Here is an 18,409-nt window from a genome sequence, read left to right as displayed (position 1 = left end):
ACTTATTCCTCTAATGTATCCTGTTACCCCTACTCAAATTTTACTCGAACGCGGCTCATCCAGGATAAGTATTACCCCTACCACACCATTACCATTATACAAAGCACAAACCCCCTTTTATTATTGTCTGGCCGCGGCAAATCTCCTTATTCACCAAGCGCCCGGGCCGCAGCCACATCCCGCCGGATCTGCTCCACAAGTTCCGCAACCGACCGGAAGCGGCGCTCTTCGCGCAGCCGCCTGGTAAAGGTTACCTCGAGCCGCTTACCGTAAAGGTCGCCGTGGAAGTCGAAGAGAAAGACCTCAACCCGCCGCCCGGCCGGAGCATTACCCGCGAAGGTCGGGCAGATGCCGATATTAGCCACCCCAAGAAAAACCTCCCCGTCAACCACCGCTTTTACCGCGTAGACCCCGTTGGCCGGGACCAAAACCTGGGAATCAACCTCAAGGTTCGCTGTCGGGAACCCGAGTTCGGTTCCCCGCTTCGCACCCGACACCACCGTTCCGGCGAACACAGGATAATAACCAAGGTAACGCCGCGCTTCCTCCACCTTTCCCGCCGCAATCAGACCGCGAATAAGGGTAGAAGATACGGGCTGGTCGTCCACCAGCACCGGGGGGATCACTTCAACCGTAAAACCGTACCGCGCGCCGAGTTCCCGCAGGGTCTCAAGCGTTCCCGCACCCCGGTGGCCGAAGGTATAGTTGTAGCCGACAAAAACCGCCGCCACACCGATTTCCGCGCAGAGCACCTCGCGGACAAACGCCTCCGGCGAGAGCAGCGCAAATTCCCGGGTAAAAGGGACAGCGAGCAGGATATCCACGCCAAAACTGGCGATCAAGCGCTGCTTAAGCTCGGGAGCAAGCAGAAGCGGCGGTGCCGCTTCCGGGCGCAAAACCATGGCCGGGTGAGGCTCAAAAGTGAAAACTGCTGCTGTTCCCTGGTTCTGCCGCGCATACTCTACCAGTCGCTTAATCAAGCGCTGGTGCCCGAGATGAACCCCATCGAAATTGCCAAGTCCAAGGCAAATCTTCCGGTATAGGTGCCGTAAGCCATGATAACTGGTCAGAACCTGCAAGATCGAACCTCCCCTGCCCTGAAAGTTAGGAAGCATAAACCCAAACCGGTTTGAAGGCGATTTCTTCGTTTGCGGTCAACTCCAAACGGGCAATGGCCAAAAGGTCCTGCCCCGCCACGAGTCTGACCAGCGCACCCGGTTCCAAAGCGCCGCCAAAATCCACCGTACCCGCAGGGTAGAGCCGGCCCCCACAGCGTACCGCCTTAACGGCCGAAGGTTTCACCACTACCGCGGGAAGGTGGGCTAGAGCCTCAGAAACCGGAATAACAGCCTCCTCCAGCCTCCCCTCTGCTTTAAGCGCAGCCAACTCCTCCAAGGCATAGGCTGCCCCTACCTCAAAGCAACCCACCCGCGTCCGCAACAGGAAGCTTAGAGTCGCACCGTAGCCTAAGGCTTTCCCTATCGCCGCAACCAAGGTTCGGATGTAGGTCCCCTTAGAGCAGGCAACGTGAAGAAGGGCGCGGGGGTGCTTTTGTCCCCATTTCCCGTCCAAAAGCCGCAGCGAATAAATTTCAACCGTCCTGGGCGGCACCTCCACTACCTTACCGGCCCAGGCCAGTTTGTAAAGCCGTTCGCCCTGGTAGTGCACCGCCGATACGGGCGGCGGCACCTGATTTATCCGTCCCGAGAAGGACGGGAGGACGGCGGCAACGTCCTCTGGTCGCAAACCGGAGGCATCCCGGCAGGCGGTGATCCTGCCCCATGCGTCCTGCGTATCGGTCTCAATCCCGAAGACGGCTTCAGCCCGGTACTCTTTATCGTCCGCGATGAATTGGGCCGCCCGCGTCGCCCGTCCAAGCAGCAAGATAAGAACACCAGCCGCGCCAGGATCAAGGGTTCCCGTATGGCCAACCCGCTTCAACTCAACCAACCTGCGCACCCAGGCCACAACATCGTGCGACGTCATTCCCGGCGGTTTTAAAACGTTAACCACTCCGTCCACCGGTGCCGTCACTGCCCTTCTTCCCGGACAGCGGCGACCGCCGCCTCGATTACCGCCGCTTTAACGCGCTCCAGTTCTCCTTGGACCACCGCACCGGCCGCCCGCGGGTGACCGCCCCCGCCAAACTGAGCGGCCAGCCGGCTCGCGTTAACAAAATTCTTCGAGCGAAAGCTTACCTTTACCCGGCCATCATCCATCTCCCGAAAGAAGAGCGCTACTTCGACCCCCTCGATCATCCGGCCGTAGCTCACGATCCCGTCAGTATGCTCGTCCGCGAGCTGAAGCGCTACCGCTACCTCCCGCGGCAAACTCATCCAGGCGACCCTGCCGCAGGGGCTACGCTCGAGCGTGTTGAGCGCCGCTCGCAATGCTTCAATACTTTTGAACGGTTTCTCTTCAAAGACCCGCAGGCTGATCTCGCGCACGTTGGCCCCAGCCTCGATAAACTCCGCCACGCGCCGGTGGGTAGCCGCAGTGGTCGTCTCGTAGCGGAAGCCACCCGTATCGGTCGCCACCGTCACGTAAAGACAGGTGGCAATCATCATGTCGATCTGCCAGCCAAGAAGCTTCAACAGGTCGAAAATAATCTCACCCACCGCCGCCGCCCCGGGATCGATAAAATTGAGATCCGCGTACGCCGCTGCCGATTCGTGGTGGTCGATTAAGATTGTCGGTACCCCGGAGGCTCGCAATTCGCTGATCACAGGCTCTAAGTTCCCGAGCCGCTCCGGAACCGGAGTATCAAGAATCACAACGGCGTTAACCGCACCAACCTGCGGCAGCGCAGGCCCCACATAGATCCGGTCGACGGCCGGCAAGAAGGAGTAAATTGACGGTACCGGCCCGGGCAGAGCCAGGACCGCTTCCTTTCCCGCCCGCTCGCACGCTAGACTCAGCGCCAGCATCGATCCGATGCAGTCACCGTCCGGCATCACGTGCCCGACAATAAGAAACCGCCGCCCCCGCTTAAGCTCCTCGGCCACCCTACTCAGGCTGTTCACTGGCCCCACCGTCCTTCTTTAGTTCATCTATCAGGCGCGCAATCTTTACGCCGTGGTCGATGGAGGGGTCAAACCGGAAACTAATCTCCGGGACATGGCGGAGTCTAATCCGCCGGCCGAGCTGGCTGCGGATGAAACCCTGGGCTCTCTCCAGCACCCTGAGCGTGTTCTCGCACTCCGCCGGCGAACCATAGACGCTCAGAAAAATTTTCGCGTACCGCAGGTCGGACGACACCTCGACCCTGGTAATCGTAACAAAACCGAGACGGGGATCCTTTAGCTCATTCTGGAAAATGTCAGCCAGCTCTTCTTTAATCGCTTCGGCCAAACGCGCTGCGCGGTGTGCCATCAATTTACCTCCGTTTACTCAAGCTGGCGCTTGACAGCCTCGGTTACAAAGAACTCCAGTTCGTCTCCTTCTTGGATATCGTTATAATTTTCGATCATCAGGCCACACTCAAAGCCCTGCGCCACCTCGCGAACATCGTCCTTAAACCGCTTAAGGGAAGAAATCTTGCCGGTATGCACCACAACCCCGTCCCGGATTACTCTGACACTCGCATCCCGGTTCACCTTGCCCTCGCTAACGTAGCAACCCGCAATGGTGCCCAGCCGGGAAACGTGGAAGACCTTCCGCACTTCCGCCCGTCCGGTCACAACCTCGCGGTACTCGGGCTCAAGCAAACCGGAGAGGGCCGCCTTCACATCGTTAATCGCGTCGTAGATTACCTGGTAGAGCCGGATATCGACCTTTTCGTGCTCTTGCGCCTTGCGGGCGTTTACGTCGGGGCGCACGTTGAAACCGATAATGATCGCCCCGGAAACCGAGGCCAGCATGATGTCGGTTTCCGTGATGGCCCCTACGCCCGTATGAATCAGGTTAACCCGGACTTCGTCAGTGCCCAAGCGCTCGAGGGCCTTACTTAAAACCTCAGCCGAGCCTTGGACATCAGCCTTAACGATTAGCGGCAACTCTTTAATCTGTCCTTCCTGGATGCGCTTATAGACATCCTCAAGGGCAATTTTCGTCCGGGCGCGGGCCTCTTCCCCCCGCTTCTTTGCCAGGCGCTTCTGCGCAATTTGGCGAGCCAACCGCTCTTCTACAACCACAAAGGCCTCGCCCGCCTCAGGCACCTCTGAAAAGCCGAGCACCTCTACTGGCGTCGAAGGCCCTGCCTCGCTCACCCGCCGGCCACGGTCGTCGATCATGGCCCGGACCCGCGCAAACTGCTGGCCCGCAACGAGGGTATCGCCGACATTGAGGGTACCGTTCTGCACCAGCACGGTGGCGACAGGCCCGCGTCCCTTATCGAGGCGCGATTCGATGATCGTTCCCCGCGCAGGACGGTCCGGATTGGCCTTGAGTTCCAAAATATCGGCTACCAGCAGGATCATTTCCAGAAGGTCTTCGATCCCCTGTTTCTTTAAAGCCGAAACCGGAACCACAATCGTGTCGCCGCCCCACTCTTCCGGAACGAGGCCCTGGTCGGCAAGTTCTTTTTTCACCCGGTCGGGGTTGGCGTTCGGTTTATCGATCTTATTCAGGGCGACCACAATTGGTACGTTGGCTGCCCGGGCGTGGTTAAGGGCCTCAACCGTCTGGGGCATGACCCCGTCATCGGCCGCCACTACCAGTACCACCACATCGGTCACCTTGGCCCCCCGCGCCCGCATCGCGGTAAAAGCTTCGTGACCGGGGGTATCGATGAAGGTGATCTTCCGGTTATTCTTCTCGACCTGGTAAGCACCGATGTGCTGGGTAATGCCCCCTGCTTCCGTAGCGGTCACGTTGGTCTTACGAATGGCGTCCAGGAGCGACGTCTTGCCGTGGTCCACGTGGCCCATCACCGTTACTATCGGCGGCCGGGGTTTCAGCGCCGCGGGATCGGTCTCCGGCTCTTCGGCCAGCAGCGATTCAATGTCGAACTCCGGCTTGACCTCAATCTCGTAGCCGAACTCTTGAGTCAGAATCGTCGCTGTCTCGGCGTCGATTTCCTGGTTTATCGTCACCAGCATTCCAAGCATCATCAATCTCTTAATGAGGTCGGCGGCCTTTACGTGCATCTTTTCCGCCAGGTCCTTAATGGTGATCGTCTCGCCGATCTGAATCGGTTTTCTCTCCACCGGCTTCAGGACCTGCGCCGAAGTCTCCTTCCGCCGCTTGACCAATTTATTCTTAAGTTTTTCGCCTTCTTCTTCCCATTCCGGCAGGAAACGATCTGTAGCGCGCTCTTTGATCTTCTTCTCCGGCTTGAAGCGCTCCGTTTTCGGCTGAGTTTTCGCCTTATCCACCTGCGGCGGTGGTGGAATCACACCGAGCTTTGGCGGCCGCCGGTCAACCGCAGAACGGGTCTCTTTTCTCTCGCCGGGCACCTCGCGCCGTCCGGTATGCGGACGCCCTTCCTTCGGCTGTCTGGCTTTCCCAGCCCCGGTTGCGGGTCGCGGATGAGGTTTATGCCCTTCCGGCTCCCCGCCAGCCTCCCGCTCGCGCGGGGGCTCCGGCAGGGTAACCACCCCCCTCCCGACAGCACCCGCTACTTTCTTTTCCTCGGGCGGTTGCAGCACTACCGCCGCTCCCGTAGCCTGCTGGACTGCTGGTACGGGAGCAGGTGCCGTATCGGCCGGCTTCTCAGGCACGGGCGTTTCGGTAGCCACCGGTCTAACCGGCTCCGTAACGGGCGCTTGGCCCTGCTCCTTACTGGTATCCGTCGGCCTAGCTGCGGGAGCTGCCTTAGGTTCCGGCCGCACGGTAGGAGCGGTAATCCCACCCAAGATACCTTTGCCCATTTTTTTCTCGAAGGTCAGCGGGCGCTCCGCAAACCTTCGGTCGGGAGGACGTTGCGGCACCTTATCGACCAAACCCGGCCCGTACTTCGAAAGGGCAGACGTATCTTTCACTGCTACCTTCGGCTCTCTCGGTTCCGTCTGCGTCTGCGACAACGCCCTTCCGGAAGCCTTTTCTCTACCAGCCTCCGGCGTTTCCCGCTCTTCCCTATGTTTTGTAAGAGAAGGGTTTACCACCGTAGCCTGCTCCCCTGCCAGTGGCGTGGCTCTAACCGCAAGCGAGGTCCGTAGCTTCCTTTCCTCTTCCTCGGTCAAAGCCGAGAAATTACATTTGACTTCAATGCCTAAATCGGCAAGCTTTTTTATCAATTCTTTACCCTCCATCTTTAGCTCTTTCGCCAGTTCGTGCACCCTTTTTTTCGCCATTCCATCACCTCCGCCTCTAAACGAAACAAGCCTATTTCTCGCCCTCCCCTATCAGGTTAAGGATGCGTGCCGCGAGACTTTCATCGAGAACGGCTACCACCGCCCGGGGCGGCCGGCCAAGTGCGGCCCCCAATTCGGCCTTCCGGCCGTAAACCACAACCGGAATTCCTGTTCCCCGTGCAAAGCGCTGGAAATCATTGGCAGTCTGGCCGGCGGCATCGGCAGCAACAATTACAAGCCGCGCTTCCCGTTTCCTGATTTTAACCCGGACAACGAAATTCCCGGAAGCTACCTGGCCGGCTCGTTGCCCTAACCCCAAGAGCTGGACTATGTTTTTGGCGGGCACCGCCGCATCAACTCCTCTCGAATGGCATCAATTATTTCCGTAGGTATATCTCGCTCAAGCGCGCGCTGTAGCCTTTTATTTTTAATTGCTGCGTTTATACATTCTGGCGATGCGCAGATGTAAGCCCCCCGCCCCGATTTTTTCCCGGTTTGATCAACCAAGATCGCCCCATCAGGGGTCCGCACTATCCGGATAAGCTCCTTTTTCGGCTTCATCTCGCGACAGCCAACACATTGCCGTAACGGCACCCTTTTATGCCGCGCCAAACCCATACCCCCAAGCCCCGGCACAAAAAACTCTGGTTACAAAAGCCATTTTTCCGCTATCAGCTTCCCCGCTCCGCAAACTCCTCTTCCTGCTGTTCCTTATAAAAAGCGGCGTACTCCTGGGCGTAGATCTCTTCCATCTGCGACTCGCTCTTGATGTCAATCTTCCACCCCGTTAGCTTCGCCACCAGGCGTGCATTCTGCCCCTCTTTACCGATAGCCAGCGAAAGCTGGCTATCCGGCACGATGACGCGGGCAATTTTTTCTTCCTCCCACACCTCCACCGCTACAGCCTTCGCCGGGCTTAAAGCCTCGGCTATAAAACGGGAGGGGTCGGGGTCCCACCGAACAACGTCGATTTTCTCGTGACGCAGTTCGTTAACCACCGCCTGCACCCGGACTCCCTTGGGGCCAACGCAGGCACCCACAGGATCAACATTCGGGTCGCGAGAGTAAACCGCGATCTTGGAACGGACACCCGCCTCACGGGCTACCGCCTTCATCTCCACCAGCCCCTCCTGGATCTCCGGCACCTCGATCTCAAAGAGACGCCGCAGAAATCCCGGGTGCGTCCGCGAAACGAGGATCTGGGGGCCCTTAGGCGTCTTCCGCACCTCCAGGATGAACGCGCGGATCCGGTCACCCGGCCGGTAACGCTCGCCGGGTATCTGCTCCGCCGGCGGGAGGACCGCCTCGGTTTTTCCTAACTCGATATAGACATGGCGCTGCTCTACCCGCTGGACCGTCCCCGTGATTATGTCCCCTTCACGGCTAGCGTACATCTCGTAAATCATGTTTCGTTCGGCCTCGCGGATGCGCTGGACCACCACCTGCTTCGCCGTCTGGGCCGCGATCCGGCCGAAATCCCTGGGGGTGACTTCTAGCTCCACGATGTTGCCTACCTCGTAACGCGGGTCGATTGCCTTGGCTTCCGCGAGGGAAATCTCCGCCCGCGGGTCGCTAACCGACTCAACAACCACGCGTCGGGCAAAAACCCGACATTCACCCATTTCCCGGTCGATATAGACGCGAGCGTTTTGCGTCGAGCCGAAGTGGCGCCGGTAAGCCGAGAGAAGCGCTGCCTCAATCGCTTCCAACAGCATCTCGGTCGAAAGACCGCTCTCTTTCTCTAAGTCGCGCAGTGCTCTTAAAAACTCTATATTCAAGCGTCAGCCCCCCTACTGCCAGTGAAATACCAAGTTAGCCTTCTGAATTGCCGCGTACGGAATCTCTATTTCGGTCCCCTCGACCAACAACCGCACCTTCTCCTCGTCCGCCGCCGTAATCCTGCCGGTGAATTTGCGCCGCCCTGCAAAAGGAGTTACGGTTAAAATAGACGCTTCACGGCCGGTAAAACGCAAAAAATCGGCCGGCTTTTTGAGCGGCCGTTCGATCCCCGGGGAAGATACCTCCAGGGCGTAGGCGTGGGGAATAATATCCTGACGGTCAAGCTCTTGTCCGAGTCGCTCGGAGAGGGCCTCGCAATCATCAAGCCCCACCCCGTCCGCCTTATCGATGAAGACCCGCAGGACCCAGCGGCCTCCTTCCTTCCGGTATTCCACGTCAACAATTTCCAGACCGAGCGCCGCCGCTAGCGGGGCGGCAACCGCCTGCACCCGATCGACAATCTTATGTTTCACCTGCACCGGGAAAAAACCCCCACCCAATAGATCTTCAGGTACCCCCAAATTAACACGAAAGAGTGGGAACTACCCACTCTTTGCCAGGACTTAAACGTCACAACCGCTACCAAACGTAGTATAGCACAGAATCAGGTCCCCGGGCAACTGAAATTATACCGCAACTCCTGCCGCGAACGACCCCCGAATCCCGGACCCAGCTGTAAGTCCCGCATGAAAACGGCTACCCGCCAGTCTACTCAACCCCAAACAGGCGGTGCAGTTTTTGCACCACGGTCTCTTTAGGCGTATAGCCTACCTCCTGGGCCACCACCTTACCGCGCTGAAAAAAGAGGAGGGTGGGAATCCCCCTGATCCCGTAACGCTGGGCAAGCTCCAGGTTCTCATCAACATTAAGCTTGGCTACTTTCACCCGTCCGGCAAATTCATCAGCCACCTGATCCACTATCGGGGCCATGCTCCGACAAGGTCCACACCAGGCCGCCCAAAAATCGACCAGCACCGGTAGCTCGCTCTTTAAAACTTCCTCCTCGAAATTCCGTTCGTTAACCTCGATAACCATGGAAAGCTTCACCCCCGCATTTTTTCAAACCTGCGCGAGCCCACGGCCCGCCGGGATCAGATCCTTCACCCGCCTTCGGTCGTTGGCTGACAACCGCCAACCGCACCCCCGCCTCGAGCGCTGAAAGGACTCCAAATCTGTTTCAGATCGCTGCTCCCGCACTTAGGACAACGGACATTCTCCTTCTCCGCCCAGCTGACCAGCACCGTAAAGCGGTGAGCGCAACGCCGGCACGCAAATTCGTACTGGGGCACGCAACTCACTCCTCCCTCGTCATGTTCATGTGGTCTGGCTGTCCGTACAAAAATAGCATAACACACCGGAGGCACCCTTTAAACGGTAACCGGTGATGGGTAGCCTCCCGAATAGCATAACACTTATTATATTTTAACTTTTTTACCGGAAAAGATGAAGTGGTATTTTGCAAATTTTCTTGAGATAAGGAGACTTTTTACAATCTCCCTAAAAACCGGCGCGGCAGACGTGGCCCCACTCGCACCGTTTTCCACCATAACCACAACGATATACTTAGGCCGTGCGGCCGGTGCGTACCCGGCAAACCAAGCGATCTTTCTGCTGCCTCCCGTTTCGGCCGTCCCCGTCTTCCCCGCACAACTCCATTCCTCTGTGGCACCCTGCTGGCCGGTACCTTCGGCCACCGAAAGCACCATCATTTCCCGTAACTTGGCCGCGGTTGCGGCCGAAAAAACCTGCCTGCCGCTATCTGGCGGCAGCTCCTCCAAAACGCCGCGCCAGCGGAAGCCTTTTACCAGGCGCGGCCGGATATAGACCCCGTCGTTGACGACGGCGTTGACCGGGGCCGCGATCTGAACAGGCGTTACCAGAAGGGGGCCTTGGCCTATACTCAGGTTGACTAGGTCGTGGGGTTGCAGGCAATAACCCGCCTCTTGTCGTGGGTCCCGCGGTAAGAGGTAGCCCACCACCCACCGCTCGGTAAAGCCGCAGCGCCGGTAGTAAGCAAGCAGCCGCGTCTTCCCGAGAGCCAGCCCCACCTACGCAAAGACCGGGTTACAGGACTGGGCAAAGGCGCGGGCGAAGGTAATGGTGCCGTGACCGGCAGGGAGCCAGCAGGGGATAAGGGGATCCCTATCGCCCCGGCAGAAAAAGCGACTTTCCGGCTTTACCACGCCCTCCTCACAAGCTGCCGCGGCCACCAGGATCTTAAATACCGAACCCGGCGGGTAAGGGGCGAAGGCCCGGACTACAAAGGCGGCACCATCTGCCTGTCCGCCGCCGGGATGCGCCGGCGCACAGGCAGGTCTGCTGGCCACGGCTAAGATATCGCCTTTTCTCGCGGCGAGTACCACCACTGCTCCCCGGCTCACCCGCGCGTCCATTACCGACTCTACGGCCCGCTGCACCCGGCTGTCTATAGACAGAACCAGGTCGGACCGCCCGGCGTCTTTGAACCTTTCGAGGCGGACCCCAAGGCCCCCGATAACCCTACCCCGCGCATCTCCCGGTAAATCCCGGCGGCAGCGCAGGGCATGGTACCTTTAAGGAGGTACTCGTAGTAGTACTCGCACCCTTTCCGGCCCACGTAATCGTCAAAGGCGTAAGGTTTTCCGCCCCGCGCCAGCTTCCGGTATTCCGCGCCCGAACCGATCCGGCCCAGATGCCCCACCACGGGCACTGCTAGGGGTCTCGCGCCGTAGCGCTCCCGGTAGGGAACGACCACAACCCCTGGCCAACTGGCTTTTCTTACCGCCGCTGCCTGCTCAGCCGTCAGACGGTAGGGAAGGCAAACCGGGTCACGCCCGACTTGCGCCGCCACCACCGCTGCGGGAACTCCCAGAAGCGCCGCAAGGCCGGCTGTCACCCGTTGTTTCTCCCTCATTAGGGCGGGGAACACCGCTACTCGTTGTTCCCAATGTTCCCCCGTCAGGGAGATACCGTGGGTGTCAAGAATGCTTCCCCGCGCGTATTCTTCAAGGGGTAGCATATCGGCATGCTGTCTGAAGGCAGCATAGGCGTATGCAGCACCGCGCACCACCTGAAGATGGGCCAGCCGCAGCAGCAGCCCGCCGTAGGGTAGTCCCGCGCAGAGAAAAAGAAATATAACGCGCCGTCGGTACCGGTACATCCTCTTCCTCGCTCTTTTTTATGGAAGAGTTACCAGTTACGACGCAACTTATACCTACGGGCTCGGCTGGTAGCGCTGCTTGTTGGCGTTATGTTCCGCTAAGGTGCGCGCGAAAGCGTGGCTACCGTCCGGTTTGGCAACGTAGTAAAGATAGTCCGTCTGTTGCGGGTGAATCACGGCAAGGAGGGAAGCCTTGCCGGGGGCAGCGATGGGGCCGGGAGGAAGGCCGCGCACCCGGTAGGTGTTATAGGGTGAATCGACTTCCAGATCCCGGTATAAAATCCGCTCGCGGTGCCCCCCCAGCGCGTACTCTACCGTAGCGTCGACTTGCAGGAGCATCCCGCGCCGGAGGCGGTTATAGAGCACACCGGCGATGAGGGGCCGCTCCGCCGCGAGCTTCGCTTCCCGCTCCACCAGTGAGGCAAGGGTTACCGCCTGGTGGAGCGAAAGCCCCTGCCGCGCCGCCCCGGCGGCAAGGTCGATCTCTTCGGCCACAGCGGCGAAACGGCAGAGCATCCGGTCGATAACCGCCGCCGCGCTAATGCCGGGAAAGACCTCGTAAGTATCGGGGAAAAGGTATCCTTCCAGGCGTGCCGGCCCCCTGAGACCTTTGGGCAGAAAGGGATAGGCAAACCGGCCTGCGGCCGCCGCCCGGAGAAAATCCTCCCGCCGGACGATTCCTTGTCGCTCCAGCCGGAGAGCAACCTCGTCCAGCGTGAGCCCTTCCGGAATGGTGAAACGCACGCTGATCTGCCTGCTGCTTGTCAACAGTTCGAATATCGTAGGCACAGGCATGTCGGAGGAAAGGCGGTAAGTGCCGCTAACGATCTTTTTATCGAGGTTGTGGAGGTAGCCGTAAAAGCGAAAACTGCCCGGGCTTCTGATAATACCCCGGCGGTGCAGCTCCATCGCTACCCAGGCGGTATTAACTCCCTTAGGTACGGTGAAGAGGATTTTTTTACTACCGCCAGGCGCCCCAAGCCCCCAGTTAAGATAGAGACCCGTAAAACCGGTAGCGAAAAACGAGGCGCTCAGCAGCAAAAGAACGGTGAGCAACCGGCGGCTCGCCTTTAAAGCACCGAGCCTCTCCCGGATTCTTAACCGGCTTTTTAACCAGATTATCTCCCGGATTCTCCCCCAATCCGGCACAAACTCCTAACGCCCACTTTCATAAACGGTCTCTCCAAAAGATTCTACCCCCGACGGGATTTCTCCCCCTGGTAAACCCGCGCCCTGCGGATAGGTTTCTTCTACAGTCGTTCCCGGCCGCGGTTCTGGCTCTAGCTTCGGCTTTGTTACCCCTTCCCGGGGTGCAATTAGGGTAGGGACGACTTTTGTCCCGCCAGCCACAATCTCGTCCAACGGGTGGTAAAAGCTCGGCGGCAATTCTTCGCGGACCACCTTTTCTCCGGTATAAATCAACCGTTCCGCCTGCGCCCGGCAACCGCGGATGCCCTTTTGCTTTACGACCCTTCTCCCGGCTTCAAGATTGGGGTCGCTCTGCTCAATCCGCTTTGGCTCGATCACCTCCGTGATCCAGCTCCAGACCTCTACCCGCCGCTTAAACCGGTTGTTCCCGAAAATCTTAACTACCAGGCGATTTCCCTGAATTACCGTCCGGAGGTAAAGGTACTTATCCGTGTTGTTCCGAAACTTAAAGTCCGCCCCGCCGTACGTAACGGTAGCATCAAGGCCAGCTGGTACGTAACCCACCGGAAGCGAATGATTATGGCGCTCCACCACCGCCAATCCGGCGCGGAGCACCGCGTTATAAAGGGTCGTAGAAACCTGGCAGACGCCACCACCTAAGGCATCCACAAACTCGTTGCTAATGATCATCGGCGCCGTTTTATAGCCGGCCTCACTGCTGCGCGGGCCCACCACTTTGTTAAACGAAACGACCTCCCCCGGCCGAACCACCAACCCGTCCAGCGCTCCGGCAGCAACGCTAATGTTATAGACCCGGTTGACCTTCTCCGGGGCAAAAGTAGTGGCGTACTCACCCAGAAGACAATTGAGCCCCATTGCCAGGACTTCTGCGGTGGTATCCTCAGGGGTAAGCGTTCGCAGGGGCACCCGGATGACCGGCTCCCGTGCCGGGTCGTTAAGGATGGCAACCAACTGGTCGTAGGCCCCTGTCGCATCTACACAACGCCCTTCCCGGCTTGGAATCACGATGATCCGGTCATCCGGAAGCACCCTAAAACCCGCATTCTGCGGCAAGATGGTAATCTCCTGCGTCAATTCCGCGATTAAAGCGGTCAGCTTCTGACGATCTACGCGCACCCGGATGGGAATCTTCTTCCCCTCCTGGGCCACCCGGTACCGTTCCAGGTAACGGTGGAGCAACCAGCCTCTGTGCCCTACGGAAAGAGCCTCGCCGATTATTCTCGCGTGCTCGACACTAATACCGGCGCGCGCCAGCGGCAGCGCCCACGCCCGCCCGGCACATTCTAACCGCACCGGTCGCCGCAGAAGCCGCGCTTCGTAATCTCTAAGTCTGGCCAGCGCCTCGGCAGCGGTAAGCCCATCGAAGGCCATGCCGCCGACCTTAACCCCAGAAACAATAACGTTAGGGGAAACATAAACCCTCTCCACCACCCAAAGGCCAAGCAGCACCGCCAAAAACGCGCCGAAAAGGCCCACTGCCGCAACCTGAAGCGACTTGCGGCGCAAAAAGCCGCCCCCTCCTACCTTTCGTTATCACCCAGTTCCTGCATCTCTTCCCAGAGGTCTGCGACCTTTTCCCACTCCTCGTCTTCCGGGTCAACCAGGATTTCGTTGCCTTCCTCGTCCTGGCTGTACTTCAAAATAACAACCTCGGCAACCTCCGCATCATCCTGTCCTAAAGGAAACAAGATCGCGTACTCCGCTCCGTCAACCTCCAGGACGTCAAGTAGTTCAAAATCGTGCTCTTCCCCTTCTTCATCGACCAGCGTGATGATTTCGCCCGTTTCTTCGGCCATGGTATCACCCTTCTCCTTCTCGTTTATTCTCGTTAAGATAAGGCAAAGATACTGGAATTATATACCTTCGAGAATAACACGTCAAGCCCTGCCGGAATCAGTCAACCGCTGGTGGTCAAGATAATTCTGCAGGATCAAGACGGCGGCAAGCTTATCGATTACCCGACGCCGCTTTTCCCGCCGCACGTCCGCCGCGATCAAGTGGCGTTCCGCAGCCCGCGTGGAAAAACGCTCGTCCCATAGCCTTACCGTTAATCCTTCTTTTTCCAGCCGGGCCGCCAACTCCAGGACCTTCTTAGCTTGCGGCCCCACACTGCCGTCAAGAGAACGCGGCAGCCCGACAACCACCTCGTCAACACCATGCGCCGCCGTCAGCGAGAGGATTCTGGCCACATCATCATTTATACTTCCCCGCTCCAAGACCGTTAACCCCTGGGCCGTGATACCAAGGGGATCACTAAGTGCCACTCCTATCGTCCGGTCCCCCACATCAAGCCCTAAAAAGCGCACGCAACCACCCGCTTTTTGATAAATAAGGCCAGAGTAACCCCTGGCCTTTTGGCTTCTCTTAATAATTTATTCTTAACTAAGCTAATTAACCTAGCCACCAACCCCAAACTACTTCTGTAAGTAAGCCCGTACCAGCTCTTCAAGGAGTTCGTCGCGCTCCAACCGGCGGATCAGGTTGCGGGCGTTACGATGGCTCGTAATGTAGGCCGGATCACCAGAAAGAAGGTACCCGACAAGCTGGTTGACCGGGTTATAACCTCTCTCTTCAAGGGCCGCAATAACCGCCAGAATAATCTCCCGGATCGTCTGGGGCTCTTCCCGCTGCACTTTAAAAGTAACGGTTCTTTCGCCATAATCACCCTGTCCCACACCCGACCCCCCATGATCTGATCTAAGACAACACTCTTACATAAGATATTACACCTCTTATATCCATTTTCCCTCCCGGCAGCGAGGAATTTTTGGCGGCGCTGCCACCGCCTCCTCATATTTTTTTATCCCTTTAATTTCTCCCGAACTAGAGCCTTACCAAACCGTAACGCTTCTTCCAACCCCGCCGGGTTCTTACCACCCGCCTGCGCCAGCTCTGGTCGCCCCCCACCGCCGCCGTCAACCAGCTTGGCCAGCTCCTTAACCAGCATCCCGGCATGAAAACCGCGCTTTACTAAGTCCGGTGTTACCGCCGCGATTAAGCTCACCTTACCTTCCGCCGTCCCGCCTAAGATGAAGACCCCGGAGCCGAGCCGCTCCCGCAAAACATCGATGAGGCTGCGGAGCCGGGGCATCTCGGCAGTGCCAACTTTACCCACCAGCACCTTCATCCCATCGACCACCTCTACCTTTTTTAGCAGGTCCTGCACCTCCCCGGCAGCAAGCCGGTCTTTGAGCGCCTCGTTCTCCCGCGCGAGCTCCTTTACCTGATCGGCAAGCGCCTTCACCGTGGCGGCGAGGTTGCGCGGCGCCACCTTTAAAATACCGGCTATTTCCTGGTAATCGCGGAGGATGCCGTTGATGTAAGATAAGGCCGCGTTCCCGGTAACCGCCTCGATACGTCTGACGCCCGAAGCGACACTGCCCTCGGCAACAATCTTGAAGAGGCCGGCTTCGGCTGTATTTTTCAGGTGGGTGCCGCCGCAGAGTTCAATGCTGAACTCGCCGATCTTGACGACCCGTACCCGTTCCCCGTACTTCTCACCGAAAAGGGCCACGGCACCCATCGCCCGTGCTTCGCCAAGCGTGGTTTCGAAGGTTTCCACCGGAAGCGCGGCCAGGATCGCCTGATTAACCATGGCCTCCACCCGCTCCAGTTCTTCCGGCGTCAGCGCTTCGTAATGGGTAAAGTCGAAACGCAACCGGTCTGGCGCAACCAGCGAGCCCGCCTGATTCACGTGCACTCCCAAAACCGCCTTCAAAGACTGGTGGAGAAGGTGGGTTGCCGTATGGTTGCGCGCCGTCTGCTTGCGACGCGGGGCGTCAACAGACGCGGTCACAATACTCCCCTCCGCCAGTGTGCCCGCAACCACCCTGACCCGGTGGACGATAACGTTTTCCACGGGGCGGTCGACATCTTCGACCTCCGCCAGGAGTCCGGGCCCGGTAAAAACACCGGTATCGCTCACCTGACCGCCGGCCGCCGCATAGAAAGGCGTTGCGTCGAGCACCACCTCCACCGTTTCCCCTTTTTCGGCAGCGGCAACGCGCTGCCCGTTTTTTACCATCAGGAGCACCCGTGCCGGCTCCTCCAGCGCGTAGTAACCGGTAAAGCGCGATACGACCCCGGCATCACGCACTTCCCGGTAAAAACGCTCGCGCTCGCCGAGATACTCCGTCGTCTCCCGGGCGTGCCTTGCCCGTTCCCGCTGCTGGGCCATTGCCGTCGCAAATCCCTGGCGGTCAACCGTCAGCCCCTCTTCCGCGCAGATCTCTTCCGTAAGCTCAAGCGGAAAGCCGTAGGTGTCGTAAAGCTTGAAAGCCGCCGCACCGGAAAACGTGCGCCGCCCCTGCGCGCGGGCGTCAGCAATCATCCGGTTGAGAATCTCCGTGCCCAGGCTCAGCGTCTCCAGAAAGCGCCCCTCTTCGATCCTGATCGTGCGCAGGATATGCCGTTTCTGTTGTTCCAATTCGGGGTAAACCGCACCCATCTTATCGATCACCCGCACCGCCACCCGGTCCAAAAAGGGCTCCTCACAGCCCAAAAGTTTCCCAAACCGGACGGCCCGGCGCAGGAGCCGCCTGATGACGTAGCCCCGGCCCTCATTCGAAGGCAGGGCCCCATCCGCAATCGCGAAGGTTACGGCCCGGATGTGGTCGGCAATGACCTTCACAGCCCGCCCCGCGTCGCCGCCGGCGTTATAATCTACTTTCAAGACTTCGGCAATCTCCTCGATCACGTCCCGGAAAAGGTCGGTATCGAAAGCGGTCTTGCCCCCCTGAAGGACCGCAGTAATGCGTTCGAGCCCCATCCCGGTATCGATCCCCTTCTGCGCGAGGGGCGAATAGTTACCCGCTTCGTCCCGGTAAAACTGGATGAAGACCAGGTTCCAGATCTCCAGGAAGCGGTCGCAGTCGCAGCCCACCCCGCAGTCGGGACCGCAGGAATGCTCCGGGCCAAAGTCAAAGTGGATCTCGGAGCAGGGACCGCAGGGCCCCACCCCGATCTCCCAGAAGTTCGTCTCCTTCCCTAACCGGACAATCCGCGCCTCAGGGACGCCGACCTTCCGCCAGAGGCGATAAGCCTCGTCATCGTCGAGATAAACCGAAACCCAGAGCTTATCGGCCGGCAACCCGTAGCCCCGGGTTACCAATTCCCAGGCCCAGGGAATCGCCTCTTCCTTAAAATAGTCTCCGAAGGAGAAGTTGCCGAGCATCTCAAAGAAGGTGAGGTGGCGGGCGGTTTTACCGACCGACTCGATATCCGGCGTCCGCAGGCATTTCTGGCAAGTGGCAACACGCCGGTACTCCGGTTGCGCCGCCCCCGTGAAGTACGGCTTAAAGGGGACCATCCCCGCCGCCGTCCATAGCAGGCTCGGATCATTCGCCGGGATGAGGGGAGCGCTTGGTAAAACACGGTGTCCCCTTGCGGCAAAGAAATCGAGAAAGAGCTGGCGGATTTCCTCGCTTCCCATCAACAGGCAACCCCCACTTAAAAAGTCAAACGCTGCCACAGCCTTTATCGCTTCATTATATAGCGGAACCAAAGATAGGGTCAAGCACCACCGGCTCCGGCGCCTTTTCTTCTCACCGCCGGAACTTTTTTGCGGCCCGAGCAGGAAGTTCCGGGCCGGAGAGCGAATCACCCCCCAAAAGAACAAAAAGAGTCAATCCCGGACACCGGCCACCGGTAACACCCGGCTGCTTGGGGAGGTGAAGCAGCATCTTCGTCGTCACCGTAAAACGTATGGACCCGGACGCGACCTTTAGCTTCGACGAGCTGGCGCAGGAGATCGCCGTGCGTCACGAGGATTGCGGCAGCAGTGAAGTCAACTGGACGCCGCCCGCCGAGTGCGGCTGCCCCTGGAAGTTTACCTGCAAGAGATGCGGCAGCGAGGCGGTCGTCCCTTCGATTCTCGACGGGAAGCTGAAGATTACCGAAACGGCACTCGACGGGACTGAAAGAGAGATTACTCCCGATATAAAAGTAGTGCCCAGCACCCGTTAGACGAGGTCTCTGAAAAACCAGCTTAAAAAACAACCCATAATTTCTGAAGAGATACCCACAAAATGGAATAATTTACATGGCACTACAAATTAAACTAGCATCTCCTCAAAGCCTCGCCATAGCC

General features: G+C 58.7%; 19 protein-coding genes and 2 pseudogenes. 1 reads left to right on the top strand and 20 read right to left on the bottom strand.

The genetic code is table 11. From position 1 onward, the window contains the following. Positions 1-146: 146 nt before the first annotated feature. The 20 genes and pseudogenes from ACUVTA_RS03730 to alaS all read right to left on the bottom strand — a co-directional run bounded on the left by ACUVTA_RS03730 (position 147) and on the right by alaS (position 17,752). The gene (locus ACUVTA_RS03730; RefSeq protein ID WP_445951633.1) at positions 147-1,079 is read right to left on the bottom strand and encodes a bifunctional riboflavin kinase/FAD synthetase; all 933 of its coding nucleotides are present in this window, start codon (positions 1,077-1,079) and stop codon (positions 147-149) included. Positions 1,080-1,104: 25 nt separating this feature from the next. Continuing rightward, complete coding sequence (gene truB, locus ACUVTA_RS03725; RefSeq protein ID WP_445951632.1) at positions 1,105-2,034, bottom strand: tRNA pseudouridine(55) synthase TruB; 930 nt, start codon at positions 2,032-2,034, stop codon at positions 1,105-1,107. Beyond that, positions 2,031-3,032 carry a DHH family phosphoesterase gene (locus ACUVTA_RS03720; RefSeq protein ID WP_445951631.1) on the bottom strand — a complete coding sequence of 334 codons (1,002 nt, stop codon included), beginning with the start codon at positions 3,030-3,032 and terminating at the stop codon, positions 2,031-2,033. The genes truB and ACUVTA_RS03720 overlap by 4 nt, the downstream gene beginning before the upstream one ends. After that, positions 3,007-3,372 carry a 30S ribosome-binding factor RbfA gene (gene rbfA / locus ACUVTA_RS03715; protein WP_445951630.1) on the bottom strand — a complete coding sequence of 122 codons (366 nt, stop codon included), beginning with the start codon at positions 3,370-3,372 and terminating at the stop codon, positions 3,007-3,009. Before rbfA ends, ACUVTA_RS03720 begins: the two co-directional genes overlap by 26 nt. Positions 3,373-3,386: 14 nt before the next feature. Then, positions 3,387-5,810, bottom strand: coding sequence for a translation initiation factor IF-2 (infB, locus tag ACUVTA_RS03710; RefSeq protein ID WP_445951634.1), 2,424 nt, complete (start codon positions 5,808-5,810; stop codon positions 3,387-3,389). Positions 5,811-6,098: 288 nt separating this feature from the next. Further along, positions 6,099-6,233: pseudogene (locus tag ACUVTA_RS03705) on the bottom strand (translation initiation factor IF-2 N-terminal domain-containing protein); the annotation flags it as partial. 31 nt (positions 6,234-6,264) lie between these two features. Next, positions 6,265-6,579, bottom strand: a complete 315-nt coding sequence (locus ACUVTA_RS03700) for a L7Ae/L30e/S12e/Gadd45 family ribosomal protein (protein ID WP_445951629.1) — start codon at positions 6,577-6,579, stop codon at positions 6,265-6,267. Beyond that, a complete protein-coding gene (rnpM, locus tag ACUVTA_RS03695; RefSeq protein ID WP_445951628.1) occupies positions 6,561-6,851 on the bottom strand; it encodes an RNase P modulator RnpM in 291 nt (96 codons plus the stop codon). The genes ACUVTA_RS03700 and rnpM overlap by 19 nt, the downstream gene beginning before the upstream one ends. 53 nt (positions 6,852-6,904) lie before the next feature. Continuing rightward, positions 6,905-8,011 carry a transcription termination factor NusA gene (gene nusA, locus ACUVTA_RS03690; RefSeq protein WP_445951627.1) on the bottom strand — a complete coding sequence of 369 codons (1,107 nt, stop codon included), beginning with the start codon at positions 8,009-8,011 and terminating at the stop codon, positions 6,905-6,907. Positions 8,012-8,023: 12 nt separating this feature from the next. Continuing rightward, entirely contained in the window at positions 8,024-8,491 is a 468-nt protein-coding gene (rimP, locus tag ACUVTA_RS03685; protein ID WP_445951626.1) for a ribosome maturation factor RimP, read from the bottom strand. Between the two features lie 229 nt (positions 8,492-8,720). Then, on the bottom strand, positions 8,721-9,059 hold the full coding sequence (gene trxA / locus ACUVTA_RS03680) for a thioredoxin (protein WP_445951625.1): 339 nt from the start codon (positions 9,057-9,059) through the stop codon (positions 8,721-8,723). A 53-nt stretch (positions 9,060-9,112) separates the two neighbouring features. Beyond that, positions 9,113-9,301, bottom strand: coding sequence for an FmdB family zinc ribbon protein (locus ACUVTA_RS03675; protein ID WP_445951624.1), 189 nt, complete (start codon positions 9,299-9,301; stop codon positions 9,113-9,115). A gap of 126 nt (positions 9,302-9,427) precedes the next feature. After that, positions 9,428-10,405, bottom strand: a pseudogene (locus ACUVTA_RS03670) (peptidoglycan D,D-transpeptidase FtsI family protein). A gap of 32 nt (positions 10,406-10,437) precedes the next feature. Further along, positions 10,438-11,151 (bottom strand): hypothetical protein, encoded by a 714-nt coding sequence (locus tag ACUVTA_RS03665; RefSeq protein ID WP_445951623.1) that lies wholly within the window; start codon positions 11,149-11,151, stop codon positions 10,438-10,440. Between the two features lie 54 nt (positions 11,152-11,205). Continuing rightward, a complete protein-coding gene (gene mltG / locus ACUVTA_RS03660; protein ID WP_445951622.1) occupies positions 11,206-12,300 on the bottom strand; it encodes an endolytic transglycosylase MltG in 1,095 nt (364 codons plus the stop codon). A 6-nt stretch (positions 12,301-12,306) separates the two neighbouring features. Beyond that, the gene (locus tag ACUVTA_RS03655; RefSeq protein WP_445951621.1) at positions 12,307-13,827 is read right to left on the bottom strand and encodes a VanW family protein; all 1,521 of its coding nucleotides are present in this window, start codon (positions 13,825-13,827) and stop codon (positions 12,307-12,309) included. Between the two features lie 14 nt (positions 13,828-13,841). Continuing rightward, positions 13,842-14,117, bottom strand: coding sequence for a DUF1292 domain-containing protein (locus ACUVTA_RS03650; protein ID WP_445951620.1), 276 nt, complete (start codon positions 14,115-14,117; stop codon positions 13,842-13,844). An 81-nt stretch (positions 14,118-14,198) separates the two neighbouring features. Continuing rightward, a complete protein-coding gene (gene ruvX, locus ACUVTA_RS03645; protein WP_445951619.1) occupies positions 14,199-14,627 on the bottom strand; it encodes a Holliday junction resolvase RuvX in 429 nt (142 codons plus the stop codon). A 108-nt stretch (positions 14,628-14,735) separates the two neighbouring features. Then, a complete protein-coding gene (locus ACUVTA_RS03640) occupies positions 14,736-14,996 on the bottom strand; it encodes an IreB family regulatory phosphoprotein (RefSeq protein ID WP_445951618.1) in 261 nt (86 codons plus the stop codon). Between the two features lie 125 nt (positions 14,997-15,121). Then, positions 15,122-17,752, bottom strand: a complete 2,631-nt coding sequence (gene alaS, locus ACUVTA_RS03635) for an alanine--tRNA ligase (protein WP_445951617.1) — start codon at positions 17,750-17,752, stop codon at positions 15,122-15,124. Positions 17,753-18,024: 272 nt separating this feature from the next. On the opposite strand from alaS, the gene ACUVTA_RS03630 reads away from it, so the two are divergent. Continuing rightward, positions 18,025-18,285, top strand: coding sequence for a hypothetical protein (locus ACUVTA_RS03630; RefSeq protein WP_445951616.1), 261 nt, complete (start codon positions 18,025-18,027; stop codon positions 18,283-18,285). The last annotated feature ends 124 nt before the right edge of the window (positions 18,286-18,409 follow it).

The sequence above is a fragment of the Thermodesulfitimonas sp. genome (assembly GCF_052743955.1).
The sequence above is the reverse complement of the archived record's forward strand: the minus strand, read 5'-3'. Positions and strand labels throughout refer to the sequence as shown.

Bases quoted from the DNA above. Each gene is read 5' to 3' on its own strand.
- rbfA (WP_445951630.1), bottom strand. From the start codon at position 3,372: ATGGCACACCGCGCAGCGCGTTTGGCCGAAGCGATTAAAGAAGAGCTG.
- ACUVTA_RS03665 (WP_445951623.1), bottom strand. From the start codon at position 11,151: ATGTACCGGTACCGACGGCGCGTTATATTTCTTTTTCTCTGCGCGGGA.
- alaS (WP_445951617.1), bottom strand. From the start codon at position 17,752: ATGGGAAGCGAGGAAATCCGCCAGCTCTTTCTCGATTTCTTTGCCGCA.
- infB (WP_445951634.1), bottom strand. From the start codon at position 5,810: ATGGGCAAAGGTATCTTGGGTGGGATTACCGCTCCTACCGTGCGGCCG.
- ACUVTA_RS03650 (WP_445951620.1), bottom strand. From the start codon at position 14,117: ATGGCCGAAGAAACGGGCGAAATCATCACGCTGGTCGATGAAGAAGGG.
- ACUVTA_RS03630 (WP_445951616.1), top strand. From the start codon at position 18,025: ATGGACCCGGACGCGACCTTTAGCTTCGACGAGCTGGCGCAGGAGATC.
- rnpM (WP_445951628.1), bottom strand. From the start codon at position 6,851: ATGGGTTTGGCGCGGCATAAAAGGGTGCCGTTACGGCAATGTGTTGGC.